This is a genomic window from Pantoea sp. GD03673, assembly GCF_029844725.1.
Classification (GTDB): Bacteria; Pseudomonadota; Gammaproteobacteria; order Enterobacterales; family Enterobacteriaceae; genus Pantoea.
Window position 1 is genome coordinate 400,526 of the sequence record NZ_JAOCKJ010000006.1, and the last position, 25,731, is coordinate 426,256.

Annotated in this window: 22 protein-coding genes and 3 tRNA genes; 9 read left to right on the forward strand and 16 right to left on the reverse strand. The window is 55.6% G+C overall.

Going from position 1 to position 25,731, the window contains the following annotated elements; genetic code table 11:
• Positions 1-100: 100 nt before the first annotated feature.
• The 5 genes from miaA to nnr are packed head-to-tail and all read right to left on the reverse strand — an operon-like array spanning position 101 to position 6,613.
• The gene (gene miaA, locus N5J69_RS14285) at positions 101-1,051 is read right to left on the reverse strand and encodes a tRNA (adenosine(37)-N6)-dimethylallyltransferase MiaA (protein ID WP_279771161.1); all 951 of its coding nucleotides are present in this window, start codon (positions 1,049-1,051) and stop codon (positions 101-103) included.
• Positions 1,044-2,903, reverse strand: coding sequence for a DNA mismatch repair endonuclease MutL (gene mutL / locus N5J69_RS14290; protein WP_279771162.1), 1,860 nt, complete (start codon positions 2,901-2,903; stop codon positions 1,044-1,046). The genes miaA and mutL overlap by 8 nt, the downstream gene beginning before the upstream one ends.
• A 46-nt stretch (positions 2,904-2,949) precedes the next feature.
• Complete coding sequence (gene amiB / locus N5J69_RS14295; protein WP_279771163.1) at positions 2,950-4,623, reverse strand: N-acetylmuramoyl-L-alanine amidase AmiB; 1,674 nt, start codon at positions 4,621-4,623, stop codon at positions 2,950-2,952.
• Positions 4,620-5,096, reverse strand: coding sequence for a tRNA (adenosine(37)-N6)-threonylcarbamoyltransferase complex ATPase subunit type 1 TsaE (gene tsaE / locus N5J69_RS14300; protein ID WP_279771164.1), 477 nt, complete (start codon positions 5,094-5,096; stop codon positions 4,620-4,622). Before tsaE ends, amiB begins: the two co-directional genes overlap by 4 nt.
• On the reverse strand, positions 5,093-6,613 hold the full coding sequence (gene nnr, locus N5J69_RS14305; RefSeq protein ID WP_279771166.1) for a bifunctional ADP-dependent NAD(P)H-hydrate dehydratase/NAD(P)H-hydrate epimerase: 1,521 nt from the start codon (positions 6,611-6,613) through the stop codon (positions 5,093-5,095). The genes tsaE and nnr overlap by 4 nt, the downstream gene beginning before the upstream one ends.
• Between nnr and queG the strand changes: the two genes are divergently transcribed.
• Complete coding sequence (gene queG, locus N5J69_RS14310; RefSeq protein WP_279771167.1) at positions 6,612-7,751, forward strand: tRNA epoxyqueuosine(34) reductase QueG; 1,140 nt, start codon at positions 6,612-6,614, stop codon at positions 7,749-7,751. The genes nnr and queG overlap by 2 nt on opposite strands.
• Positions 7,752-8,100: 349 nt before the next feature.
• On the opposite strand, the gene N5J69_RS14315 is transcribed toward queG, so the two are convergent.
• The 4 genes from N5J69_RS14315 to orn all read right to left on the reverse strand — a co-directional run bounded on the left by N5J69_RS14315 (position 8,101) and on the right by orn (position 9,085).
• Positions 8,101-8,176, reverse strand: a tRNA-Gly gene (locus N5J69_RS14315).
• A gap of 26 nt (positions 8,177-8,202) precedes the next feature.
• Positions 8,203-8,278: transfer RNA gene (locus N5J69_RS14320), tRNA-Gly, on the reverse strand.
• Between the two features lie 28 nt (positions 8,279-8,306).
• Positions 8,307-8,382, reverse strand: a tRNA-Gly gene (locus N5J69_RS14325).
• Positions 8,383-8,536: 154 nt separating this feature from the next.
• Complete coding sequence (gene orn / locus N5J69_RS14330; protein WP_279771168.1) at positions 8,537-9,085, reverse strand: oligoribonuclease; 549 nt, start codon at positions 9,083-9,085, stop codon at positions 8,537-8,539.
• A gap of 101 nt (positions 9,086-9,186) precedes the next feature.
• Between orn and rsgA the strand changes: the two genes are divergently transcribed.
• From rsgA to mscM, 3 genes are all read left to right on the forward strand, one after another.
• Entirely contained in the window at positions 9,187-10,236 is a 1,050-nt protein-coding gene (gene rsgA / locus N5J69_RS14335) for a small ribosomal subunit biogenesis GTPase RsgA (protein WP_279771169.1), read from the forward strand.
• 170 nt (positions 10,237-10,406) lie between these two features.
• Positions 10,407-11,306, forward strand: coding sequence for an archaetidylserine decarboxylase (asd, locus tag N5J69_RS14340; RefSeq protein WP_279771171.1), 900 nt, complete (start codon positions 10,407-10,409; stop codon positions 11,304-11,306).
• A gap of 14 nt (positions 11,307-11,320) precedes the next feature.
• Entirely contained in the window at positions 11,321-14,650 is a 3,330-nt protein-coding gene (mscM, locus tag N5J69_RS14345) for a miniconductance mechanosensitive channel MscM (RefSeq protein WP_279771173.1), read from the forward strand.
• 46 nt (positions 14,651-14,696) lie between these two features.
• Here mscM and mdh read toward each other — a convergent pair whose 3' ends face one another.
• Positions 14,697-15,635, reverse strand: coding sequence for a malate dehydrogenase (gene mdh / locus N5J69_RS14350; protein ID WP_279771174.1), 939 nt, complete (start codon positions 15,633-15,635; stop codon positions 14,697-14,699).
• A gap of 443 nt (positions 15,636-16,078) precedes the next feature.
• Between mdh and argR the strand changes: the two genes are divergently transcribed.
• From argR to yhcN (N5J69_RS14370), 4 genes are all read left to right on the forward strand, one after another.
• Complete coding sequence (gene argR / locus N5J69_RS14355) at positions 16,079-16,549, forward strand: transcriptional regulator ArgR (RefSeq protein WP_009087485.1); 471 nt, start codon at positions 16,079-16,081, stop codon at positions 16,547-16,549.
• A gap of 470 nt (positions 16,550-17,019) precedes the next feature.
• Positions 17,020-17,283, forward strand: a complete 264-nt coding sequence (gene yhcN, locus N5J69_RS14360; RefSeq protein ID WP_279771175.1) for a peroxide/acid stress response protein YhcN — start codon at positions 17,020-17,022, stop codon at positions 17,281-17,283.
• Positions 17,284-17,372: 89 nt separating this feature from the next.
• The gene (locus N5J69_RS14365) at positions 17,373-17,639 is read left to right on the forward strand and encodes a YdgH/BhsA/McbA-like domain containing protein (RefSeq protein WP_279771176.1); all 267 of its coding nucleotides are present in this window, start codon (positions 17,373-17,375) and stop codon (positions 17,637-17,639) included.
• A 94-nt stretch (positions 17,640-17,733) separates the two neighbouring features.
• Positions 17,734-17,997 (forward strand): peroxide/acid stress response protein YhcN, encoded by a 264-nt coding sequence (gene yhcN, locus N5J69_RS14370; protein WP_010256072.1) that lies wholly within the window; start codon positions 17,734-17,736, stop codon positions 17,995-17,997.
• Positions 17,998-18,062: 65 nt separating this feature from the next.
• Here the strand turns inward: yhcN (N5J69_RS14370) and N5J69_RS14375 are convergent, their stop codons facing one another.
• From N5J69_RS14375 to aaeX, 5 genes are all read right to left on the reverse strand, one after another.
• Complete coding sequence (locus tag N5J69_RS14375; protein ID WP_279771178.1) at positions 18,063-18,332, reverse strand: hypothetical protein; 270 nt, start codon at positions 18,330-18,332, stop codon at positions 18,063-18,065.
• A 55-nt stretch (positions 18,333-18,387) separates the two neighbouring features.
• Complete coding sequence (locus tag N5J69_RS14380; RefSeq protein ID WP_279771179.1) at positions 18,388-19,839, reverse strand: NAD-dependent succinate-semialdehyde dehydrogenase; 1,452 nt, start codon at positions 19,837-19,839, stop codon at positions 18,388-18,390.
• A gap of 113 nt (positions 19,840-19,952) precedes the next feature.
• Entirely contained in the window at positions 19,953-21,905 is a 1,953-nt protein-coding gene (gene aaeB / locus N5J69_RS14385) for a p-hydroxybenzoic acid efflux pump subunit AaeB (protein WP_279771180.1), read from the reverse strand.
• A gap of 9 nt (positions 21,906-21,914) precedes the next feature.
• On the reverse strand, positions 21,915-22,847 hold the full coding sequence (gene aaeA / locus N5J69_RS14390) for a p-hydroxybenzoic acid efflux pump subunit AaeA (RefSeq protein ID WP_279771181.1): 933 nt from the start codon (positions 22,845-22,847) through the stop codon (positions 21,915-21,917).
• 7 nt (positions 22,848-22,854) lie between these two features.
• Entirely contained in the window at positions 22,855-23,058 is a 204-nt protein-coding gene (gene aaeX, locus N5J69_RS14395; protein ID WP_003855277.1) for a p-hydroxybenzoic acid efflux pump operon protein AaeX, read from the reverse strand.
• Positions 23,059-23,290: 232 nt separating this feature from the next.
• Between aaeX and aaeR the strand changes: the two genes are divergently transcribed.
• Positions 23,291-24,208 (forward strand): HTH-type transcriptional activator AaeR, encoded by a 918-nt coding sequence (gene aaeR / locus N5J69_RS14400; protein ID WP_279771182.1) that lies wholly within the window; start codon positions 23,291-23,293, stop codon positions 24,206-24,208.
• Between the two features lie 36 nt (positions 24,209-24,244).
• Here the strand turns inward: aaeR and tldD are convergent, their stop codons facing one another.
• Positions 24,245-25,690, reverse strand: a complete 1,446-nt coding sequence (gene tldD / locus N5J69_RS14405; protein WP_279771183.1) for a metalloprotease TldD — start codon at positions 25,688-25,690, stop codon at positions 24,245-24,247.
• Between the last annotated feature and the right edge of the window lie 41 nt (positions 25,691-25,731).

The window sequence follows — 25,731 nt, forward strand, 5'->3', positions numbered from 1 at the left end:
TCTTTTCCTTATATGCTTGTTGTTTGTTGCTAGTAGAACCTGTGGTTCTGAAAAAAACTGCGTAAAAATTTGCGCACGATAACCCATCAATTGTACACAATCACCCATGCTTCGCACTAAGAACCTGTAACACTGTATCACGCGCCAGCCGGGGCTCGTCACTGTCAAGCCAGTGAACATTTTCCCAACCGCGTAACCAGGTCATCTGTCGCTTAGCAAGCTGCCGGGTTGCGCAAATTCCCCGATAAACCATCTCGCTGTAATCGATTTCGTCCGACAAATAAGACCACATCTGACGATAACCAACACAACGAATGGAAGGCATGTCCGTATGCAAATCACCTCGTGCAAACAGGGCCCGAGACTCCGCTTCAAATCCTGACGCCAACATCTGCTCAAAACGCAACGCGATGCGCTGGTGCAGCAATTCACGGCTCGCGGGGGCGATGGCAAATTGTTGCACGTCGTAGGGTAACGCTTCACCGGATGTTTTTGTCAGTTCCGTTAAAGTTTTACCCGAAATAAAAAAAACTTCCAGTGCTCGCGAAAGTCTCTGCGGATCATTCGGATGAATACGACTACCGGCAACCGGGTCGATTTCACACAGCTGGCGGTGTAAAGCTTCCCAGCCTTTTTCACGCGCCGTTTGCTCTATCCGCTGACGAACGTCGGGATCGGCCGAGGGCAACGGCGACAATCCTTCAAGTAACGCCTTGAAGTAGAGCATGGTTCCACCAACAAGCAACGGTATTCGTCCGGCTTCAACGATATCCGCCATTTCTGCTAACGCATCCCGCCGGAACTCCGCTGCCGAATAGGCTTCTGCGGGGTCGCGGATGTCAAGCAGACGATGGGGGGCCACTGCTAACTCCTCAGCCGACGGTTTCGCCGTGCCAATATCCATCTGACGATAGATTAAGGCAGAATCTACGCTGATTAGTTCCACTGGTAACTGCTTGCGCAATTCAATGGCTAAAGCGGTTTTGCCAGAAGCCGTGGGTCCCATCAAAAAAATAGCCTTTGGCCGGCCAGCCTGGTTTAGTTCACTCATGCTTCAACGCGTTAACCGCGCTCTCAATCTCTATGGGCTGTAATAAGCCTGAAGGTGGCGATTTCAGTAGCTGAGGACAAAGCCGTTCAAGCTCTGCCAGCAGATTGATCGCCTGTGAGTGATTCCAGTCAGAGGACTCTGTTTCCTGACGCCGCGCCAGCCACTGGGCCAGTTGCGTCGCAGAGTTCTCCTGCTGCCGGGCGAGATAGCCTAACAGCTCAGGAATCAAGATTTGTAAATTTTGTGTTCGCAACGGTAAAGGCACCGCGCGCAACGTCACATGGTCCCCTTCGGGCTGAAGTTCAATGCCCATCTGATTGAGCAGGCGGCTATTTTCTTTTGCTGCCTGCCGCTCTTCCTGGGCAATTTTCAGGCGCACCGGGATCAGCAGGGGCTGCGGTTTAAGCCCCTCTTCACCCGGCTCAAGCTGCGCCTGTTTTAGCCAGCGCGCCGCCACCGGCAGCGCCATCAGCATTAATTTCTGACCCTGCTCCAGCAGCGCATAGTGGTTGTGCAACACGGTCAGCACCCGGCCAAAGCTCTGGGCATGGGCGGCCAGCGGCGAGGGTTTTTCGCCCTGACGCGCTGCTGGCTTGCGGGCTTCTGGCGGCGGTGTCGGGCTGACTGGCGTTTTCAGCAGTTGCTGATAAACCGCCCCCTCACGCTGACGATAAACATTCTCTTTGTTCTGCCAGGCCGGTGCGGGCTGCGTTTCACGCGGGGAGGCTGAGGATTTCTTCTCGCTGGCCGACGCCGCAGGCTGCGCAAAATGATTACCGCCCGCAGCCTGACGGTTTTCCGGCTGCCAGCGCGGTGCGGCCTCTTCTGCCTGAACCGCAGGCAAGGCCGGTGCCGCCATCGCCTGCAACACGCTGACCACGCCCTGATAGATAAAATCGTGCACCAGGCGTGACTGATGAAATCGCACTTCATGTTTGGCCGGATGGACGTTGACATCGACCTGATGCGGATCGATCTCCAGATAGAGCACGTAGGCGGGCTGCTGATCATCCTGAAGCTGGGTCTGGAATGCCTGACGGATAGCGTGATTGATCAGCTTATCGCGCATCATCCGGCCATTCACATAGCAATACTGGAGATCGCTGACCTGGCGCGAACCGGCGGGATCCGCCACCCAGCCGCGCAGCGAAAGTTCGTCATGTTGCCAGTCGATGCGCAGTGCATGCTGCATAAAGGTGGTGCCGCAGATAGAAGCCAGCCGCCGTTCGCGTTGCGTCTCCTCGCTGACGGCCCGATACTGACGCATCATTTTGCCGTTGTGGCTTAGCGAAAGCGCGACATCAAAGCGCGCCAGGGCAATGCGGCGAATCACCTCGTCGATGTGGCCGAACTCGGTTTTCTCGGTGCGCATAAATTTGCGGCGTGCCGGCGTGTTATAAAACAGATCCAGCACTTCCAGCGTGGTACCGCAGGGATGCGCAGCCGGTTTCACCGTGACCGCCATATCACGCCCTTCAGCGTAGGCCTGCCAGGCTTCGGTTTGATCGGCGGTGCGTGAGGTGAGTGTCAGACGGGAGACAGAACTGATACTGGCCAGCGCTTCGCCGCGAAACCCCAGGCTCATGATCGCTTCCAGATCATCCAGTGAAGCTATCTTACTGGTCGCGTGCCGGGCCAGCGCCATCGACAGCTCGCTTTTCACGATCCCGCAGCCGTTGTCACGAATGCGAATCAGCTTTGCGCCACCCTTTTCAATATCAACGTCAATGCGCGTCGCGCCAGCATCCAGGCTGTTCTCCACCAGCTCTTTAACAACCGATGCAGGACGTTCAACCACTTCACCCGCCGCAATCTGGTTTGCCAGCTGGGGCGGTAAAATTTGAATCGGCATGATTTTCCTTTTAGCTGGCAGCCCGGCGCACTGGCCGGGCAAACAATCAGGATGCAGGAATTTTCAGGTTCTGCCCCAACATGACGTTGGTCGACTTCAGATTATTGGTCTGCATTATCGCTTTCGGGCTGACGCCGTAATGTGCGGCTATGCCGGTCAGAGAGTCACCGACCACAACTTTGTGGCGCACAACACCGCGCGGCGCGGCACGTGCGGTCCGGCTGGCGGCTGCACTGGCCGGTACTTTCAGTCGCTGTCCGACCCAGACCACATCCCGCTTCAGGGTATTCATGTCGCGCAGCGTGTCCATGCTGACGCCATACTTCGCGGCAATGCCGGAAAGCGTTTCACCACGCGTTACCGTATGGCGCTGCGTTGCGCCGGTGTAGTGCGTCACCCCGGTCGCCGGGTTGCTGGCGACGCTAACCGCTGGCGACGAGCCCAGCGGCAGGTTTTCCTCCTTTGGGATGGATTGCAGCGGGTGCGCCAGGAAATAAGTGCGCAGACCTTTATAGATCGACTGCGCAATCTTATCCTGGTGTGCGCTACTGCCTAGCAGTCGCTCCTCCGAGGAATTACTGATAAAGCCGGTTTCCACCAGCAAAGAAGGGATATCGGGCGAACGCAGCACGCCGAGACTGGCATGCTCAGGCAGACGCTTATGCAGCGAAGTTACGCTGCGCATCTGCTGCAAGACTTTCTGAGCGATGTCATAACCCACCCGCTGCGAGTGACCGAACTGCAGATCAAGTACCGCCTGACTGAGGTAGGGATCGGCCTGACTGTTAGCCAGCAGGTCACCGGCACCACCCAGTAACTCAGACTGTTTCTCTTTCTGTTCCAGCCAGTTTGCCATCTCGTTGTTGGCACGACGGTTGGATAACACCCAGACCGATGCACCGGTCGCCGCATGGCTTGGCGCGGCGTCGGCGTGAATGGAGACCAGCACGTTGGCATTGGCTTTACGCGCCACGTCGGAACGTCCCATGACCGAGATAAAATAGTCGCCATCACGCGTCAGGACGCCTTTGAACATCGGATCGTTATTCAGCAATACCCGCAGTTTACGGGCAATGGCGATGGTAACGTTTTTCTCTTTGAGTCCGCGCTGCCCGATAGCGCCGGGGTCCTGGCCGCCATGTCCGGCATCAATGGCCACAATCACGGTGTCATTCTTGCTGATGACAGTGCCGGGACGTACGGTACTCGCGGTGCTGGTTACCGACGTCACCGGATTCGAATTAAACGGGTTAGCCGCTGCGGCACTCTGCGCTGGCACACGGGTCGGTGCTGTGACTGGCGCAGGCACACTGCGCGTCACAGCGGGCGGCTTGCCGGTAATAGTGAAGACCACGCTGTAGCTGTTGCCATTGCGCTGGGTGACTGCCCGGGTTTTACCCGCCTGCGTCAGTTCAAACACCAGCCTCACACTCTGTTTGTCTTTAGGGGTGCTGGTACGAATTCGCTTTACGATGTTTTCGCCGCTGAAATTCAGCGGCAGTCCCTGAACGACGCCGCTCTGGCGCACATCAAGCACCACACGGTCGGGATTGTGCAGAGGAAAAAAGCCGTAGACCGGCTGCCCGGCAAAATTCAGGGTAATGGTTGCCTGGCTGTCGCCGTTAGCCACTTTAATATCTGACAGGGTGGCGGCAAACAGGGGGGCTGAGAGCACCATCAGCAGCAGTGTCACCAGCGCCTTTTTCATCCGTGACATCATGCCTGATCCCTGCCCTGATCAACGTGTTCAAGCCATTGCTGGCCGGACGCAGATTGTGCAGTCAGTTCCGCTTCACGCGCCTCACCCACGTAACGCAGCGTTAAGGTGAGATCGGGCTGCGGCAGAAAACCGGCACCCTGCTGCGGCCATTCCACCAGACAGATGGCATCGCCGCTGAAATAGTCGCGAATGCCCATAAACTCAAGCTCTTCGGGATCGGCAAGGCGATAAAGGTCGAAGTGATAGAGCGTACGGTCATCCAGCGTGTAAGGCTCAACGAGGGTGTAAGTGGGACTTTTTACATTGCCCTGATGGCCCAGCGCCTGCAGAAAGCCGCGGCTGAAGGTGGTTTTACCCGCCCCCAGATCGCCATAGAGATAAATCACTGCCGCGCTGCCACAGGCGCGCGCCAGCTGAGCGCCCAAACTGAGCGTAGCCGCCTCATCGGGCAAAGAGATAACACAGGTCTTCATGCTTCTTTATTCATCTCAGGATTAACAAACTGCCACAGCAGATCCAGTAAATCAGTGGCCAGCATACCGCGTGTACCGCGTTCTGCAGCCACCGCATCAGCCGCTGCACCATGTGCAACGCAGCCAGCGCAGGCCGCATCGAACAGCGTCAGTTTCTGACCCACCAGCGAGGCAATAATTCCACTCAGGAGATCGCCCATACCGCCGGAGGCCATACCGGCATTGCCCACATCCGCAAAGGCCATTTCGCCCTGCTCGCTGGCAATCAGCGTGCCGGCACCTTTCAGTACCACTACGCCACCATAACGCTGCGCCAGTGCCTGCGCTGCATGTAAGCGGTCACTCTCAATTTCACTGGTCTCGATATTCAGCAAACGTGCCGCTTCGCCAGGATGCGGCGTAATAATGCGATTCTGACGTTTCTCCGCACTTATTGCCAGCAGGTTAAGTGCATCCGCGTCCCAAAGCATCGGCTTTTCACTGCCAGTAACCCGCTTCAGCGCCTGCTTCCCCCACTCGCGCTGACCCAGACCGGGCCCAATCGCGATGACATCAGCCCACGCCAGCGCCTCCGTCAGGCGTTCATCCGTCAGTTCATCGACCATAATTTCAGGCCGGGCGGTCAGAATCGGAATAATGTTATCTTTGTGAGTAAGCACTCGCACTAGCCCACTGCCGCTACGTAATGCGGCTTCTGCCGTCATTCGCACTGCGCCAGCGGTACCGGCATCGCCGCCTACAACCAGCAACCGGCCATGATTGCCCTTGTGCGAGGTGGGCTTACGTGGCTTAAGCCAGCGGGTTAATGCGCTGGCATCATAACGGGCGATGGGAGCCTCTTCTCCCGCCAGAAAAGCAGCCAGACCAAGATCGGCATAAAAAAGCTTTCCAGTATAGTCTCGCGCCTTGCCGGTAATCTGGCCCGGTTTCAGTGCGACCATACTCAGCGTATGGCTGGCATTAATGACCTCGCCGGGCGCGGTGCCGTTGCTGGCAGACAATCCGGAGGGCATGTCGATGGCGAGTATCGGTGCCGCATGGGCGTTGGCGCGCTGAATCAACGTGGCATAGGGTTCTTTGGGCGCACGGTGGCTGCCGGTTCCCAGCAGGGCATCCACAATCACCCCAACCTGCTCTGGCCAGGCCGCTTCGGCCGCGTGGATTTCACCGCCCGCGTCCAGCCATGCGTCCCGGGCAAGCTGCGCCTCTTCCGGCAGCGCTTTTTCACTTTCGCACGCCAGCAACGTAATGGTTTTCCCCGCCGCCTGCCCCAGTCGCGCCAGCACGTATCCATCACCGCCGTTATTGCCGTGGCCGCACAGAATCAGCCAGTGGCTGGCTTCAGGCCAGTGCGCAGTCAGATGCGTGTAAGCGGCCTGCCCGGCACGCAGCATCAGCTCATACAGGGTAATCCCGAGCGCATCGGCTCCCTGTTGCTCAAGCTGTGCCACAGCCTGCGCAGGCCAGACAGAATATGGTAAACTGCGGCTGTTTTTCTTCGAATCCTGGTCACTCATGTCATACCCTCTCGATCTTCATCAACTCGCACAACAGATTAAACAGTGGGGGTTGGATCTCGGCTTTCAGCAGGTCGGCATCACCGATACCGATCTCAGTGCAGAAGAGCCGCGTCTGCAGGAATGGCTGGATAAGCAGTATCATGGCGAGATGGCGTGGATGGCGCGTCACGGCATGATGCGGGCGCGTCCTCATGAACTGCTGCCCGGCACGCTGCGCGTCATCAGCGTTCGCATGAACTACCTTCCGGCCAAAGCGGCCTTTGCCAGCACGCTGAAAAATCCCCAACTGGGCTATGTCAGCCGTTATGCACTTGGTCGTGATTACCACAAAGTATTGCGCAATCGACTGAAAAAGCTCGGAGAAATGATCCAGCAGCACTGTGGCGAACTCAATTTCAGACCGTTTGTGGATTCGGCACCGCTGCTTGAGCGCCCGCTGGCGGCAAAAGCGGGACTTGGCTGGACCGGCAAACATTCGCTGATCCTGAATCGGGAAGCAGGCTCGTGGTTTTTCCTCGGCGAACTGCTGATCGACATTCCGCTGCCAGTTGATACCCCGCAGCAGGAACAGTGTGGCCGCTGCGTTGCCTGCATGACGATTTGCCCCACCAGCGCTATCGTTGAGCCTTACGTCGTGGATGCCCGTCGCTGTATTTCCTATCTCACCATTGAACTGGAAGGGGCTATCCCGGAAGAATTTCGTCCTCTGATGGGCAACCGGATTTATGGCTGTGATGACTGCCAGCTGATCTGCCCGTGGAATCGCTATGGACAACTGAGTGACGAAAGCGACTTTTCACCGCGAGCGGCGTTACATGCTCCGGCGCTGATCGATCTGTTTCAATGGGATGAAGCGAAGTTTTTACGCATCACGGAAGGCTCGGCGATCCGCCGTATTGGCCATTTACGCTGGCTGCGAAATATTGCCGTGGCGCTGGGTAATGCGCCCTGGTCGCCCCCCATCATTCCGGTGCTTGAACAACGACTCGGTGAGAGTGAATTGCTGGATGAACATATTCAGTGGGCACTTCTGCAGCAGCAGCAGAAACGCGAGCAACAGGTAGTTGAAGTGCAGCCAGCCCAGCAGAAACGGCTGGTTCGTGCAGTAGAAAAGGGTTTACCGCGTGATGCATGATTGAACAGCAAGCCGCTGATTATCGTTTTCCACATGCTGTGAATAAAAATAAAAAGCCGTTGTCATTCAACTGCAACAACGCTGATTTCGCTGTGAAATAACAAATTGAAATATCTGCATAAACATAAATATCAATAACTTATGAAAAATTTGTGTTTATTTAATAATGAGACTACCGCTCCGGTTAAATCACAAAGCTGTGGATAACTCTGTTCAGAAACAATTTGCAGATCGCCCTGACAGGCACGAAAGATGGGGGGTAATGCTGTGGATAACCTTCAGGAAGTCATCACTATCACACGGCCAAAAACAGCCGGAGAACGGACTGAAACAAGGGTGATGTAAAATCTGGAGCGGGAAACGAGACTCGAACTCGCGACCCCGACCTTGGCAAGGTCGTGCTCTACCAACTGAGCTATTCCCGCATAGAAGGGCACTGCTTAATCAAAACTGGAGCGGGAAACGAGACTCGAACTCGCGACCCCGACCTTGGCAAGGTCGTGCTCTACCAACTGAGCTATTCCCGCAAAGAGGTTACTGCTTACATTTTAAATCTGGAGCGGGAAACGAGACTCGAACTCGCGACCCCGACCTTGGCAAGGTCGTGCTCTACCAACTGAGCTATTCCCGCGCCTTGTACCGTTAATAAATTCTTCACCGGTACGGGGTGCGCATTATACGAGAAATCGTTCCTGCTGCAAGCGTCTGAAAGCAAAAATTTTCGCTTTCAGCGCGTTTGCTGATTAAATCAGCAACCTGGTGATTTCATGCACACCCACCGCCGATTAAAGCTGCAAAAAGTGTTCGCGGTAGTAAGCCAGCTCCGCCACTGACTCGCGGATATCATCCAGTGCCTGGTGCGTACCGCCTTTTTTGAAGCCAGGCAGAATCGCCGGTTTCCAGCGACGAGCCAGCTCTTTCAGGGTACTCACATCCAGATAGCGATAGTGGAAATACGCTTCCAGCTCAGGCATGTACTTAAACAGGAAGCGACGATCCTGCCCGATGCTGTTGCCACAGATAGGCGATGCATTCGCCGGAACCCACTGTTTCAGGAATTCTATAGTCGCCAGTTCTGCTGCGCGATCGTCAATCTTACTCTCCTTCACCCGTGCAACCAGACCGCTGTTGGTGTGGGTACGGACATTCCACTCATCCATCAGCGCCAGCTGCGCATCAGACTGATGGACGGCCATGACCGGCCCCTCCGCCAGAATGTTCAGGTTGGCGTCAGTCACCAACGTCGCAATCTCAATAATGCGATCGTGCGTCGGATCAAGTCCGGTCATCTCAAGATCAATCCAGATCAGATTCTGTTCATTTCCAGTAGCCATGCTGTTTCCTGCGGTTGCTGTAGTCGTCATTCACGATGAATAAGGTGTATCATAGACGTTTTGCCCAGCCGGGCGAAATCTGGCTAACGCTGTGAGGGTGAGTGAGTAAAAATAAACTGTCGAAGGGCCAACAACGTCGCGTAAGCGCTAACCACGATCGCCGTCTCAACCAGCGCAGAGAGCGTCCGGAAGCGGATGACAACCTGTTTGGTGAAGCTGCAGATGGGGTCGTTGTGAGTCGCTTTGGCATGCATGCTGATGTTGAGGATAGCGCAGGCGTCGCCCACCGCTGCAATATCCGCCGCACTATCCGTTCGCTGGTAACGGGCGATCGGGTGTTATGGCGTCCGGCCACCAGCGGCGGCAAAGGCATTGTTGAAGCGGTGCATGAGCGCACCAGCGTATTAACCCGCCCCGATTTTTACGACGGCGTGAAGCCGATGGCAGCGAATATCGATCAGATCATCATCGTCTCTGCGATCCTGCCGGAATTGTCGCTGAACATCATCGATCGCTATCTGGTTGCCAGCGAAACGCTGGACATCGAACCGTTGCTGGTCCTGAATAAAACCGATCTGCTGGATGACGAAGCACGTGCTGCTGTTGATCAGCAGATGGATATCTATCGCAACATTGGCTACCGCGTGGTGATGGTCTCCAGCCGGGCGAAAAATGGCCTGGATGACCTGGAATCCGCCCTGACCGACCGCGTGAGTATCTTTGCCGGTCAGTCTGGCGTCGGCAAGTCGAGCCTGCTGAATGCCCTGCTCGGCTTCGACAAAGATGAGCAGGTCGCCATTCTGACCAACGAAGTGTCAGACGGCTCAGGCCTGGGCCAGCACACCACTACCGCATCGCGCCTGTATCACTTTCCGCACGGCGGTGATGTGATCGATTCACCCGGTGTGCGCGAGTTCGGTCTGTGGCATCTGGAGCCGGAGCAGGTTACGCACGGCTTTGTTGAATTCCGCCCCTTCCTGGGCTATTGCAAATTCCGTGATTGTAAACATGGCAGCGATCCCGGCTGTGCGATTCGTGAAGCGGTCGAACAGGGAAAAATCCACGCCTCCCGTTTCGATAACTACCACCGTATTCTGGAGAGCATGGCGCAGGTAAAAACGCGTAAAAATTTCCCCGAGGGTGAAAGTTAATCGGTATAACCGCGTCTGAACGGATAAGCCGCTGCATTTTGCGAGGTGGATTCCGATCGCGCATCCGGACCGTGCAGCGTGCCGGAAATCAGGTATAGTCGCCATCTGAACGGGTCGCTGCTACAATCCGCCCCTTTTTTACAACGTCATAAAATAGCCAGGAGGCTAAGGTGTTTGATCGTTTAAAACTCGGCTTGAATCATATTCTCCCGAAGAAATGGCTGACTGAACTTGCCGGTTGGGGCGCCAGTCGCCGCGGTGGTTGGTTGACCAAACTGGTCATTGACATCTTTGTCTGGTTTTACAAAGTCGACATGGCGGAAGCGCGCAAGCCCGATACCGCCAGCTATCGCACGTTTAATGACTTTTTCGTTCGTCCGCTGAAAGACGATGCGCGTCCGTCAGATGCAGATGCCAGCCTGATCGCCCTGCCCGCAGATGGTGCTATCAGTCAGCTTGGCCACATTCATGGCGACCAGATTTTCCAGGCTAAGGGGCATCACTACACGATTGATGCTCTGCTGGCGGGAGATGAGCGGATGGCAGCGCAATTTGTGGAGGGCGAATTCGTCACCACTTATCTGGCTCCACGTGATTATCACCGCGTCCATATGCCGTGCAACGGCATCCTGCGTGAGATGATTTATGTGCCAGGCGATCTCTACTCCGTTAACCCGCTGACCGCGCGTAATATTCCCAACCTGTTTGCCCGTAACGAGCGCGTTATCTGCTATTTCGAAACCGATATCGGACCGATGGTGCAGATTCTGGTGGGTGCGACGATTGTCGGCAGCATCGAAACCGTCTGGGCTGGCACTATCACGCCACCGCGTGAAGGTGTGATCAAGCGCTGGCACTATCCGGCAGCGGATGATGAAGGCGCGGTGGTCCTGCTGAAAGGCCAGGAAATGGGCCGCTTTAAGCTCGGCTCTACCGTTATCAACCTGTTCGCCCCCGGTCGCGTCAAGCTGGCTGAAAGTCTGGAAGCAGAAAGTAAAACCCGTCTGGGTCAACCGCTGGCGATTGCACTGCCGGTTGCGACAGACATTTCCGACGTCATCGTCGACTAAATTGAGTGTCCTCTGTGCGTTCGATTCTCCTCCTGCTGCTGAGCCTGTGGCTCAGCAGCCCGGCCTTCGCGGCCAGCCTTCCTGACGCCAGCCAGCTCAAACAGCAGCTGGAAGAGATAAAATCGGCCAAAAGTTCCCCGGCCCAGGCGGAACAGATCCAGACGATTGAAGCAGCCTTAAACTTTCTCTCTGAACGCGACGACTCGCTGGAGCGTGCATCGCAATATCAGCAGGTCATTGATGACTTTCCACGTCTGGCACGCGAACTGCGCCAGCAGATCGCTGCACTGAACGACAGCGGGAAAACCGTTCGCAATAACATGAGCAGTGCCGAGCTGGATCAGGAGATTCTGCAGGTCAGCAGCCAGTTGCTGGAAGAGGGGCGTCAGGCGCGGCAGGAGCAGGATCGGGCACGGGAAATCAGTGATTCGTTGTCGCAGCTGCCGCAGCAGCAGACGGAAGCGCGTCGGGCGATGACCGAGAGTGAACGCAGGCTGCAGGGCGTCAGCAGCAGTTCACCGCAGGGGCAGCTGCAACTGGCAGCTCGCCAGGCGGAAAGTGCGGCAAATAAAGCGCTCGTCGATGAACTTGAGCTGGCACAGCTCTCCGCCAATAACCGTCAGGAACTGGCGCGGATGCGGGCTGAAGCCCACCAGCGTAAAGCAACGCAGCTCGATAACTATTTGCAGGCACTGCGCAACCAGCTTAATGACCAGCGACAACGCGAAGCGGAAGTCGCCCTGGCCCGCACCGAGCAACTGGCAGAAAACAGCGGTGATTTGCCGCCAGCAATTAGCGATCAGTTTCGGGTAAACCGTGAACTCTCTGCTGCGCTGAATCAGCAGGCGCAGCGTATGGATCTGGTGGCATCGCAGCAGCGGCTGGCCACCAACCAGATTATTCAGGTGCGTCAGGCGCTCTCTACTCTGCGTGAACAGTCACAATGGCTGGGTGCTTCCAGCCTGCTGGGCGAAGCGCTACGGGCGCAGGTTGCGCGTCTGCCGGAGATGCCCAAGTCCCAGCAGATTGATAATGAGATGGCACAGCTTCGCGTGCAGCGTCTCTATTACGAAGATCTGCTGGAGCGTCAGGAGACGCTGCTCAAAGGACGGCAGGCCGATGGTCAGCCCTTCACCGCAGAACAGAAGCGTATTCTGGATGCACAGCTACGCACTCAGCGTGAACTGCTCAACTCCCTGATCTCCGGCTGTGACACCCTGATTCTGGAAATCACCAAGCTGAAGGTCGGCAACACCCAGCTGCAGGATGCGCTGACGGAAGTCAAAGACGCAACGCACCGCTATCTGTTCTGGACCGCTGACGTCAGTCCGATCGGTCTGAGTTATCCGCTGGATCTGGCTAAAGATCTTTCCCGTCTGCTGTCGCTGGATACGCTGGGTCAGCTTGGCAAAGCGATGGCAATGATGTTTACCAGCCGCAACTCCGTGCTGCCGATTATTGGTGCCCTGCTGCTGGTCGGTTTCAGCATCAGCTCACGCCGCCACTTCAATGCGTTTCTTGAACGCTCCGCCAGCAAAGTCGGCAAGGTTACCCAGGATCGTTTCCGCCTGACCATCCGTACCGTGTTCTGGTCGATTCTGGTGGCGCTGCCGCTGCCCGTGCTTTGGGGTGCGCTGGGTTATGGCCTGCAGAACGCCTGGCCCTACCCTATCGCCGTGGCCATTGGTGATGGCATTACCGCCACGCTGCCGTTGCTGTGGGCGTTTATGATCAGCGCCGCCTTTGCCCGACCCAATGGACTGTTCATTGTGCATTTCCGCTGGCCGCAGAACCGGGTGGCGCGGGCCATGCGCTACTACTCGCTGAGCATCGGCCTGATTGTGCCGCTGATTATGCTGCTGATCGCCTTTGGCAATCTCGAAGACAGGCAGTTCTCTTCGACGCTGGGCCGCCTCTGTTTCATCCTGATCTGCGGGGCAATCAGTATTGTTACCGTAAGCCTGAAGCGTTCCGGTATTCCGCTCTATCTTGATAAAGAGGGAAGTGGCGAGAATATGGTGAACAGGATGCTGTGGAACCTGATGATCGCCATGCCGCTGATGGCTGCTCTCGCCTCTGCCGTGGGCTATCTGGCGACCGCGCAGGCGCTGCTGGCGCGACTGGAAACATCGGTCGCCATCTGGTTCCTGCTGCTGGTTATCTATCACATTATCCGGCGCTGGATGCTGATTCAGCGTCGCCGTCTTGGTTTTGATCGCGCCCGACAGCGTCGTGCCGATATGCTGGCTAACCGGGCGCGCAGTGAAGAAGAGAAAGAGCAAAGCGCTCAGAACACCGATGCGATTGAAATTGAAGAACCGGTAATTGACCTGGATGCGATCAGTGCGCAGTCGCTGCGGCTGGTACGTTCTATCCTGACGCTGATTGCCCTGGTCTCGGTGATCGTGCTGTGGTCAGAAATCCACTCGGCCTTTGGCTTCCTGGAAAATATCCAGCTGTGGGATGTCAGCACCTCCGTGCAGGGCGTGGAGTCGATTCAGCCAATCACCCTGGGTTCGGTGCTGATCGCCATTCTGGTGTTCATTATCACTACCCAGCTGGTGCGCAATATGCCCGCGCTGCTTGAGCTGGCGCTGTTGCAGCATCTTAATCTGACGCCCGGCACCGGTTATGCCATCACTACCCTGACCAAATATCTGCTGCTGCTGGTTGGCGGGCTGATAGGTTTCTCCATGATCGGCATTGAGTGGTCGAAGCTGCAGTGGCTGGTTGCCGCGCTGGGTGTCGGGCTGGGGTTTGGCTTGCAGGAAATTTTTGCCAACTTCATCTCCGGCCTGATTATTCTGTTCGAAAAACCGATTCGTATTGGCGATACCGTGACGATCCGTGACCTGACCGGCAGCATCACCCGGATCAACACGCGTGCGACCACCATCACCGACTGGGACCGCAAAGAGATTATCGTGCCAAACAAGGCTTTTATTACCGAGCAGTTTATTAACTGGTCGCTGTCCGACTCCGTGACGCGTGTGGTACTGACCATTCCGGCTCCGGCGAAAGTCAGCAGTGAGCAGGTGACAACCATTCTGGTGCAGGCGGCTGAGCGGTGCAGTTATGTCCTTGATACACCACCGCCGGAAGCCTTCCTGGTCGATCTGCAGCAGGGGATTCAGCTGTTTGAGATCAGGGTACATGCCGCCGAGATGGGACACCGTATGCCGCTGCGTCACGAACTGCACCAGCTGATTCTGCTCGGGTTTGAGCAGCACGGTATTGAGATGCCGTTCCCGCCGTTCCAGATGCGCATGGAAACCCTGGGTAAGAAGCTGCCTGCCAGCAACGGTACACCTGCCGCCCGCGCCTTTAAATCTGGCGGCCTGTAATGCAAAACGCCCGGCTAAGCCGGGCGTTTTCAGTCTGAGCCGTCAGTTACTGCTTAACGAACGCTTCACCCTGCTCAATATCTTTCTTCAGCGTATCAAGCATGCCTGACAGCGCCTGCTGTTCATAAGCACTGAGTGTGCCAATTGGCTTGCGTTCCGCAATGCCGTTTTTACCCAGCAGCAGCGGCTGAGAGAAGAAGCGGGCATATTCACCCTCGCCTTCCACGTAAGCACACTCTACAACATTAGCCTCACCCTTCAGCGCACGTACCAGTGACAAACCGAAACGTGCGGCCGCCTGGCCCATCGACAATGTAGCCGATCCGCCACCCGCTTTGGCTTCCACCACTTCGGTGCCAGCGTTCTGAATGCGTTTAGTTAAATCGGCCACTTCCTGATCGCTGAAGCTGACGCCCTGAACCTGCGACAGCAGCGGCAGAATGGTTACGCCGGAATGACCGCCAATCACCGGGACTTCAACCTGGTCAGGCTGCTTGCCTTTCAGCGCGGCCACAAAGGTATTGGCGCGAATGATATCCAGCGTGGTCACGCCGAACAGACGATTTTTGTCATAGACACCGTGCTTTTTCAGCACTTCTGCCGCGATGGCAACGGTGGTATTGACCGGGTTGGTGATGACACCAATCAGCGCTTTAGGGGCCGTAGTCGCCACCTGTTCAATCAGATTACGAACGATGCCGGCGTTAACATTAAACAGGTCGGCGCGATCCATACCCGGTTTGCGCGCGACGCCAGCAGAGATCAGTACCACATCTGCACCCTGTAAGGCAGGCGTGGCATCTTCTCCGCTGAATCCCTGAATGGCTACAGCAGTCGGAATATGGCTGAGATCAACGGCAACGCCCGGCGTAACCGGCGCGATGTCATACAGTGAGAGTTCTGAACCTGCGGGAAGCTGGGTTTTGAGCAGAAGTGCGAGCGCCTGGCCTATGCCGCCAGCGGCACCGAGAACGGCAACTTTCATTCTTAACTCCTTATTAAGGTGGGGCAGAGATGGGCCGAAATTCTATCTGTGTCAGACCTTAATCAACTGCTCAGGCGATGATAAATATCCGCTGTTAATTCTACGTGTTTTCACACCTGCTCGCCGGATTCAAAAGTTACTTATCATGATTGCGCCTGAATGACCGACAACTTTGCCGTCGTCAGACAGAGAACGGCTGTGTGCGTTTTCTGTTACTACATCTGATACTACACCATCAATAATATAACAACTTTGCAACCTTCGCCTTTCGGGGCTGTGACGGGGGTTTTGGTCTGAGCGGATTTATTTGCTATTATCGCCGCCCGCTAGCCGCCCGAACTCTGCTCATCAATCGACCGATTGCATAAAAATGCATTTAAATGCATAATCACCACTCTGCCGCGGGCGGATGCGCGGTTATTCTCTCTATTTATTGGTAACCTATGCGAAACCCATCGAAACAAGACGATCTGATCAAGGCTTTCAAGGCCTTATTAAAAGAAGAAAAATTCAGTTCCCAGGGCGAAATCGTTCAGGCACTTCAGGATGAGGGCTTTGAAAATATCAATCAGTCCAAAGTCTCGCGGATGCTGACCAAGTTTGGTGCAGTGCGCACCCGGAATGCCAAGATGGAGATGGTCTATTGCCTGCCTGCTGAATTGGGTGTGCCAACCACGACCAGCCCGTTAAAAAATCTGGTACTCGATATCGACTACAACGATGCACTGGTGGTGATTCATACCAGTCCGGGCGCAGCACAGTTGATTGCACGTCTGCTGGATTCACTGGGTAAATCGGAAGGAATTCTGGGCACCATTGCTGGCGATGACACGATCTTTATAACGCGTGCTCGCGACTTCACGGTTAAACAACTGCACAGCGCCATTCTTAACCTGTTTGAACAGGAACTCTGATCGTTAACTGACGACCGGTCATTCTGCGCCAGGTCGTCAGCGCATTTTCCCCGTTCAGCATTGAGCCATCTGGCTCGCTTTCACATCACCAGCAAGCCTCTTAATCGCAGAGTTCACTGGTCAGATCGCTTACCCTGCTTAACCTTTCGCGCTATTTTACACTGCTTTACACCAGTGATGCGGCACCATTGCCCGGATCCAAATCAAACTCCAGTCCGATACACCCCTGACTTTCGCACTAAACGTTAAAGTGATCTATCTCACTGTTTTTCTGATTAAAAACAGGCCAAAGGCTATTTTTCACCCGTTTTTTATAACGTTAAGTTATTAAAAGTAGCCATAAGGATAAAGAATCACAAAAAAACATTATTAGCGGGGTATTAATTTCTATCGTTATTAGTTCTATACTTCTTTTCGTGATGCAAATCACACTAACTAAAAAGATAAAAATAGACGACGAGGAAATATCTATGAACGTAAAAACTACCATCGCTACCCTGAGCATTCTTTCTGCCCTTTCATTCGGTGCTGTAGCAGCAGAATCTATTAATGCTTCTCAGGCACAGAATCTGCAGGCTGTCGGCACCATCAGTGTCAGCGGCGTAGCCGGTTCACCGATGGACATCAAACAGAAACTTAGCGACAAAGCCGATCAGCAGGGTGCAAAAGCCTATCGCGTGATCGAGGCCTATAACAACGGCAATTATCACGCTACCGCTGCGCTGTATAACTAAGGCGTAACCCGATAATGCCAGTGGCTTTCTGTCTGACGCGCCCTTTTGCGCTCCGGAGAGCTAAAGCAAAAAATTCAGGAGAGTTAACCATGAAAACGAAATTAGCGATTGCTGTACTGGGCCTGGCCTCCCTGTTCTCTGTGGGTGCCAGTGCCGCCAGCCTGGTATCCAATGAACAGGCACAGGGCCTGCAGTCAATGAATCAGACCATCAGCATTGGTGGACGTAATGGTGACCAGACCCATATTCGTCAGGTGCTGTCTGAGAAAGCGGATGCGCAGGGTGCCAGCCACTACCGCATCATTGAAAATAACCAGGATAACACCTGGCACGTTACCGCTGAGCTTTATAAATAATTAACCGTGATGATGCCTGAATGGCATCAAAACATTCCGACGACCCGCCCGTGACGATTAACCGCAGGTTGTTGAATGTATTGAGGAGATAATCATGAATATCAAAACAACCATCGCTACAGTCAGTCTGCTTTCCGTTATGGCGTTCGGCGCATCTGCCGCACAGCTGGTAACCGGCGACCAGACGCAAAACCTGCAGCCTGCGGGCACCGTGACCATCAGTGGAACCGCGGGATCGCCAATGGATTACCGCGCTGAGCTTTCACAGAAAGCGGATGAACAGGGTGCCAGCGCCTACAAAGTGATTGAAGCGCGCACCGGTGATAACTATCACATCACCGCACAGCTTTATAAGTAACTCCTCGTCAGCTTCATGACGAACCCTTTGGCCCCGCTCGCCGGGGCCTTTTTTCATCTGATGATTTATCTGACATTAAAGTGAAGCTGACCTTCCAGCTCCTCTTCTGCCTCATCAAATAACAGTATCAGTGCGCCATAGCGCCTTCGCTGCCCCCTGCCCAGGTTGACAAATTCAATCTCCAGCGGCATCGGCAACAACGCCCCTGTCACGACATCCCACAATCCATCCAGATCGCAGATGCGGCGCTCCTCCAGTGCAAATCGCTCGCTGAACTGGCGAAAGAAATGGGACTGATCGACTATTTCATTAAAATCAAAACGCTCGATTTTCATGCTGACGGCTCCCATGCTCCGTCTGCGGGCGACGTTCGCCGCCCGTTCGTGTCGGTTAGTTCAAACCGCCCAGGTGCAGCGTTTTGACCTCCAGATACTCTTCCATGCCAAGGACTGAACCTTCACGGCCCAGACCAGACTCTTTCACACCACCAAATGGTGCCAGCTCAGTTGAGACGGCACATTCGTTAATGCCGATCATGCCGCTTTCCAGCGCGGCTGACACGCGGAACACCCGTTGCAGATTCTGGGTATAAAAGTAAGCGGCGAGGCCAAACGGCGTGGCGTTAGCGCGGCGGATGACATCCTCTTCGTCATCAAAGCGGAAACAGGCGGCCACCGGCCCAAAGGTCTCTTCCTGCGCGAGCTGCATGCCTTCATGCGCCTCGGTAATCACGGTTGGCTGCCAGAAGTTGCCGCCCAGCGCATGGCGTTCGCCACCCGCCAGTAATTTGCCGCCTTTCGCGACGGCGTCATTAACATGCTGCTCCACCTTTTCCACCGCCGACGCTTCAATCAATGGTCCGACAATCACCCCCTCGTCCATGCCGTTACCTACCTTAAGCCTGTTCACTTCGGCGGCCAGTTGCTGAGTGAAGCGGTCGTAGATGGCGTTATGAATGTAGAAACGGTTCACGCTGACGCACACCTGGCCCGCATTACGAAATTTGTTGGCAATCGCACCCTGCACGGCGGCATCAATGTCGGCATCCTCAAACACGATGTAGGGAGCATTCCCTCCCAGCTCCATCGACACTTTTTTCATGGTGTCGGCGGCATTACGCATCAGCAGCTTGCCCACCTGCGTCGAGCCGGTGAACGAGATTTTACGCACCGCTTTGCTGGCCATAATCGCATCGCTGATGGCATGAGTATCACCCGCTACTGCGTTCAGTACGCCATCAGGCACTCCCGCCTGCTTCGCCAGCGCCACCAGGGCAAAGGCAGAGAGTGGCGTGTTATTGGCAAGTTTGATGATGCCGGTGCAGCCCGCAGCCAGGGCTGGCCCCAGCTTACGGGTGAGCATCGCCATCGGGAAATTCCACGGCGTGATGGCGGCGACAACGCCAATCGGCTCGCGGGTGGCCAGAATACGGGAACCGGGTTTTGCTGGCGGAATGATCTCGCCGTTAGCCCGTTTTGCCTGCTCGGCAAACCACTGAATGAAACTGGCGGCGTATTCCACTTCTCCTTCAGCCTCTTTCAGGGGCTTGCCCTGTTCGGTCGTCATCAGCTGTCCCAGCCAGCGCTTGTTCTCAATGATCAGCTGGTACCAGCGCGTAAGAATTTCAGCGCGCGCTTTTGCCGTCTGCGCCCGCCAGGCGGGAAAGGCGCGCTCCGCGGCGGCAATAGCCTGTTCCGTTTCCGCTTTACCGGCTTTTGCGACCTGTGCAATCACCTCACCGGTCGCCGGATTGGTCACGTCAAAGGTGGAGGCCGCCTGATGCCACTGTCCGTCCGCGAAATAACCGGTGTGGAACAGTTCGCTCTCTTGCAGTGATTTCATTGATTCGCTCCTGTCAGTTTTGCTCTTCCGTCTGGAGAGTATAGTTGGCAAAAGCGACAGATTTTGTGATGGGCGGGGATTGGACAGGCCGCTGCAGGCCGCAGCGGCCAGATTCAGATTTGGATGAGCGTGTTCTGGTACTTATCCAGCATCGTCGCCAGCCGTTTTACCGGCTCTGTTACGCTGACGGGTGCCTCGTAATGGACCAGTTTTTCCTGATAGACATCCAGCTCCTTCAGCAGACGTTCAAAGTAGTACCGGCGCTTGTCGTCGCTGCTGGCGGAGATCACCCGGTCAGCGGTGTAACGCAACTGTCGGTGATACGCAGAGAGGTCGGCGTTTACGGGCACTTCCGCATCGCGTAACCGCTGATGACCGATGATCAGCGTCAGGGCAATGCGATATTTATTGATATCCCCCGGAAACAGGTTCAGCAGCAGAAACAGTTGCTGATAGAGCGCCGGAAGATGATTTTCACGTCGACGCGCCTGATTGGTGGTCATGGCCGACACAGCCGCATACATAAAGCGGTTCAGCAGCTTGCGGCCGGTGCGCGCTTTCGATTTATCACGAATCAGCAGAATGACCATCATCGCCACAAAGCAGCCGATAACCTGACCGAGCACATTGTCGAGGAAGACGTTAATGTGAAATTCCATCGGATTATCGAGAACCAACACGTTGAGCGTCCCAATCAATGCGCCCAGCGTGCCGAGCTGACGCCGCTGAATGAAGATGCCGCCGATAAAACCCAGTATGCCAATAGCGATGCAGAGCAATAGCGCACTCTGCTGCGTGCCGGGAAGGATATACATAAAGTAGAGCGCACCCAGCGGAACCGCGACCGTCATGCCGTAGAGAAAATCTTTGGCCATCATCAGCGGATTAGGCATACGCATCGCCAGTGCGGTAATGACGGCCAGCATCACCATACAGCCACTGCCCGACGTCCAGCCCGTGTAGAGCCAGAACAGCGAACCCAGCGCGGTCGCAACGAAGGTGCGGATACCGTTGATCATCGCATGATGTGTTTCAGCAGAACGCGCCTGAATAACCACTTCGCGCTGCAGAATCTCCTCTTCCAGTGAGGTAATCCGGCTGTTGCTTTTAATCCCTTTGAGCAGCAGCAGATATTCAGTGGCGGCACCGACCCAGCTGGTCAGGGTCACCGGCGTTGATTTGCCACTGGCACCCATTACCCGCCGCATCACTTTCATGCGCTTATGCACCTCTTCAACCGTTGAGGCTGGCTTTTCAATCATCAGCCGGTACTGGGGCGGGATGTAGTCCGGGCGGGAATTCTGGATCAGAAAAGTTTCGGCGGCCTGCGTAATCAGCGTCAGCGACAGGGTGTTGAGCATCTGCAGACGGCGGTTGCTGTTCTTCCAGCGTGACGACTCCATCATCAGCTGGCTGCGCATGCTGTTCAGCGCCGTGGTACGCCGTACCAGCGCACTCCAGGCTTTATCGACCTCTTCTTTATCTTCATGGGCGACGCAGAGTTGCAGCAGCTGGTAGTGGGCCACCAGCAGCGAATCGACTTCAGCGTCGATAACCTTTTTAATCGAACGTGGCGAGAAGATCATATCGGCCAGAATGGCACACAGAATGCCGAGTACGATTTCACTGCAGCGCTCTACCGCATACTGAGGCACCAGCGTCAGACCGCCGCTGGCGTTGGCTGTTACCACAATAATCAGCGCGGTGTAGCCCGCCAGTCCCAGTGCGTAGGAGTTTTCAACCCTGATGAGTGAAGAGAGCCAGACGCAGAGTCCTGCCCAGATGCAGCACAGCAGCAGCATCACGACCGGCGCACGCACAGTGGCGATCATGATAGTCAGCGCAGCGATACAGCCGATAAATGTCCCGATAATACGCAAAACACCGCGGTAGCGCAGCGCCCCGGAATAGGGATCGCCGCCGGCCGCAAAAGCGGTGCCACCGGCCACGATACCGGCGGTCATCACCGCCCAGCGCGGTGTTTCGAGATTAAAATGAAAACCCACCATCAGCGCCAGCACCAGCGCGAAGGTAAGCTTTACCGGGAAACGCAGAAACTCAATCATATCGCCCTCTTAACCAAACTCACGCAGGCGATTAAACAGTCGGCTCATGGGTGAAACCTGTTCAGGCTGGCGATCGGCCTGACCGGTGATGACCACTGTCGCCGTGGTGCCTGCCGGGAAGCGATTGCCGGGCTGCTGGTCAAGCCGGATGCGCACCGGCACCCGTTGTGCCAGACGAACCCACTCCAGGTTGGAATCCACCGTCGCCATCCCTTTGCTGTCGACCGAGCTGCTGCTGTTGGTGACTCCCGCTGCCACACTGTCCACCGTGCCGCGCAGCACAATGTTGCTGCCAAGTGGGGTCACTTCCGCACGGAAGCCCTTCTCAACACCGTGCAGCTTGGTCTCTTCCAGGTAAGCCAGCACATAGAAGGAGTGCTGCTGAACCAGCGCCACTGCCACAGAACCGCGGGTAATAAACTCACCCTGGTAAACGTTGAGGTTGGTGACCCAGCCATCCGAGGGCGCAGTTACAGTGGTACGCTCAAGATCGATCTTCGCCAGATCGCGTGTCGCCACTGATTTTGCCAGCTGATGCTCGCTGGTCTGCAGATCGTTGTTGGATTGCTCGATCGCCTCACGCGACATGGCTGAGGTGCCAAGCTGGTTGCGGCGTCCCGCTTCGCGACGCTTCTCACTCACCAGTGCCTGATAATATTCAACATCCGCCTGTGCCTGCTCCAGCGCTTTTTGATAGCGCGGCCGATCAACCACAAACAGCGTATCGCCCTTCTTCACCAGCTGGTTGTCGTGTACCGGAACCTCGGTAATCAGACCGGTAACGTCAGGCGAGATCGCTACCACATCAGCCGCAAAGCGTGCATCACGCGTCCAGGGTGATTCGGTGTAGAACACCCAGGCGCGGAAGATAATGACCACGGCAATGATGACCAGCAGGATGGTGATCGCGTAGCGCGCGATTTTTCTTATGAGTGCTTTCACTTCAACCTCAGACTAATAAACGGGAGACAAGGTAAAACACACAGCAGTAAAGCGCTGTATTAAAAAGTGCCGGATGCCAGACAAGATCGTAGATACCGCTCGGCGTCAGCACGCGTTTCACTAACCAGAACAGCATCAGTGAAATAATCAATTCGATGAAAACGGGCGGAAAAGAGAGCCCAAACATGACAAATACCGGAAGCACACTCATCACAAATCCTTAGTTCGACCTTGCCGGGATACTTCGTTGCCTCTTCAGATGTCGCAGGAAAACCTTCTGGCAGCGCTATCCGAACCGCAGCTGGCTTAATAATAGCGTATCATCGAAGGGTATCAGGCAATGAAGAATCACCGGGAAATACCCCGGCGCGCTTATAATAACGCGCCTGACTATACGTTTTCTACCGAATGTGATCTAAATCACTTTTAAGCCAGAGTAAATAATGGAACGACTGAAAGGTATGTCTGTCTTCGCCAGAGTGGTCGAACTGGGTTCGTTTACCGCGGCGGCGCGTCAGCTTCATCTGAGCGTCTCATCAATTAGCCAGATCGTCGCGAAACTGGAAGATGCATTGCAGGTGAAGCTGCTGAACCGCAGTACCCGCAGTATCGGGCTGACAGAAGCGGGCAAAATCTATTATCAGGGCTGCCGCCGTATGCTGGCGGAAGCGACGCAGGTGCATGAGCAGCTCTACGCGTTTAACAATACACCGATTGGCGTGTTGCGTATTGGCAGCTCCTCGACCATGGCGCAGAACGTGCTGGCGGGTATGACCAGCGATATGCTGCGGGAATATCCGGGATTGAGTGTGAATCTCGTCACCGGCGTTCCGGCCCCGGATTTGATCGCCGATGGTCTGGATCTGGTCATCAGGGTGGGCGCGCTAAAAGATTCCAGCCTCTTTTCACGTCGCCTTGGCGCGATGCCGATGGTGGTGTGCGCGGCCAAAAGCTATCTGGCACAGCACGGCACGCCGGAGAAACCGGGTGATATCGATAATTTTTCCTGGCTGGAATATAGCGTCCGGCCCGACAACAATTTCGAGCTGATTGCACCTGAAGGTCTGGTAACCCGCCTGGCACCGCAGGGACGTTTCGTGACCAATGATTCGCTGACGCTGATCCGCTGGCTGAAGTCGGGTAATGGCATCGCCTATGTGCCGATGATGTGGGTGATTGAGGAGATCACCGCAGGCGAGATCGATATTCTGTTTCCGCACTATCAGTCCGATCCGCGTCCGGTGTATGCGCTCTATACCGAAAAGGATAAGTTGCCGCTTAAGGTGCAGGTCTGCATTGATTATCTGACCGGTTATTTTGAACAGGTGGCTGAACAGTATCAGCAGCACCGTAAAAGCTAACAACCCGCCAGGCGGCGGGTTGTTGTTGCGGTTACATCAGGCGGTGCCGCCGATGGTCAGTTTATCCAGCTTCAGGGTTGGCTGACCCACCCCGACCGGCAGGCTCTGGCCCTCTTTACCGCAGACGCCAACGCCTTTATCCAGCGCAAGATCATTCCCCACCATTGAGATCTGCTGCATCGCTTCAATGCCGGAGCCAATCAGCGTGGCACCTTTGACCGGTTTGGTGATTTTGCCCTTCTCAATCAGATAAGCCTCTGACGTTGAGAAGACAAATTTGCCGGAGGTGATGTCCACCTGACCGCCACCAAAGTTCGGCGCATAGATGCCATACTCAACGCTCTCAATGATATCCTGCGGCGATGACTTGCCTGCCAGCATATAGGTGTTGGTCATACGCGGCATCGGCAGGTGCGCATAGGATTCACGACGTCCGTTACCGGTCGGGCTGACACCCATCAGTCGCGCGTTCAGCTTGTCCTGCATGTAGCCTTTCAGCACACCATTCTCAATCAGCATATTGTACTGACCGGGAACGCCTTCATCATCCACCGCCAGTGAACCGCGCAGCCCTTCAAGGGTGCCGTCATCCACCACGGTACAGAGTTCAGAGGCAACCTGCTGCCCGATTTTACCGCTGAATACGGAAGTGCCACGGCGGTTGAAGTCGCCTTCCAGACCGTGACCCACCGCTTCATGCAGCAGTACACCCGGCCAGCCTGCACCCAGCACCACCGGCAACGCACCGGCCGGTGCCGCTACAGCGGAGAGGTTAACCAGCGCCATGCGCACCGCTTCACGCGCCCAGGCGTCAGCGCGGACTTCGCCATTCTCATCTGCAAGGAAGAACGCATAGCCGGTTCGTGCGCCGCCGCCGCTTGCGCCGCGTTCACGCTTGCCCTGATCTTCAACCTGAACGCTGATAGAGAGGCGAACCAGCGGACGAACGTCTGCCGCCAGCGTACCGTCAGTTGCGGCCACCAGCACCTGCTCATAAACCCCGGTCAGGCTGGCGTTGACTTCCTGCACTCGCGGGTCGGCCGCACGAGCGACTTTATCAACGCGATGCAGCAGGGCAATCTTATCTTCACGCGTCAGGCTGCTCAGCGGATCCACCGTCGAATAGAGCGAACGGTTCATCACGGCAGACAGCGTGTGCGCCTTGCCATTTCCCTGTTCGCGCACGATGCTGCGTGCTGCTTCAGAGGAGAGACGCAGCGCATTCAGCGTAATCTGGTCGGCATAGGCGAAGCCGGTTTTCTCGCCGCTGACCGCACGCACGCCGACGCCCTGATCGATATGGTATGAGCCATCTTTAATGATTTTGTCTTCCAGCACCCAGGACTCGTGAAAGCTGGACTGAAAATAGAGATCGGCATAATCCAGACGACGTTCTGAAAGCTGCCCTAACAGGGAAAATAGGTCCTGCTGATTAATGCCGTTAGCAGTCAGTAACTGCTCACTTACCAGGTTCAGAGTCATCGTTTCTCACTCATTATGTGCTCAGATAATCATAGCCTGCG